The organism is Streptomyces viridosporus, from assembly GCF_002078235.1.
Lineage (GTDB): Bacteria > Actinomycetota > Actinomycetes > Streptomycetales > Streptomycetaceae > Streptomyces > Streptomyces viridosporus.
Window position 1 is genome coordinate 1 of the sequence record NZ_MSGP01000957.1, and the last position, 581, is coordinate 581.

Genomic DNA, 581 nt, shown 5'->3' on the forward strand with positions numbered 1-581 from the left:
TCGCCAATCAGAAGGGCGGCGTCGGGAAGACCACCACCACCGTCAACCTTGCAGCCGTCGCCCATGACGTCCTCGGTGACAACGACGAACGACAGCACATCTTCATCGACACCCCCGGCAGCCTCGAGAACGAGCACATCCTCGCCGCCGCCCTCGACATTGCCGACGATGTCCTCGTCCCCATGCCGCCCGAGCCGCTGGCCTTCGACCCCACCGCCCGCACCATCGAACGCGTCATCGTCCCCCGGAGCCTCCCGTACACGGTCGTCATCAACGCCTGGGACCCGCGCGACGGACGCGCCGACCTCGACGACACCATCGCCTACATCGACGCCAAGGGCTGGCCCCGCGCGAAGACCGTCATCCGCCGCTACAAGATCCACACCAGGGCGGCGGCCGAAGGCAAGGTCGTCACCCAGTACGCCGACAACGGCACCACGCTGCGCGCCCGGCAGGACTACCTGCGCCTGGCCCTCGAGCGCGGCTACGGAGGACGCCGCTGATGGCCGGCAAGCGCGTCTCACTCGCCTCCCTCGCCCAAGCCAAGGTCGAAGCCGTGCCCGGCGCCAGCCGGCCCGACC

General features: G+C 69.7%; 1 protein-coding gene. It reads left to right on the forward strand.

Translation table 11 applies throughout. The features are described 5' to 3' along the window. Positions 1-503: ParA family protein (locus B7L92_RS38895; protein ID WP_143626552.1), on the forward strand; the 503-nt coding region annotated here is incomplete at its 5' end. Positions 504-581: the final 78 nt, after the last annotated feature.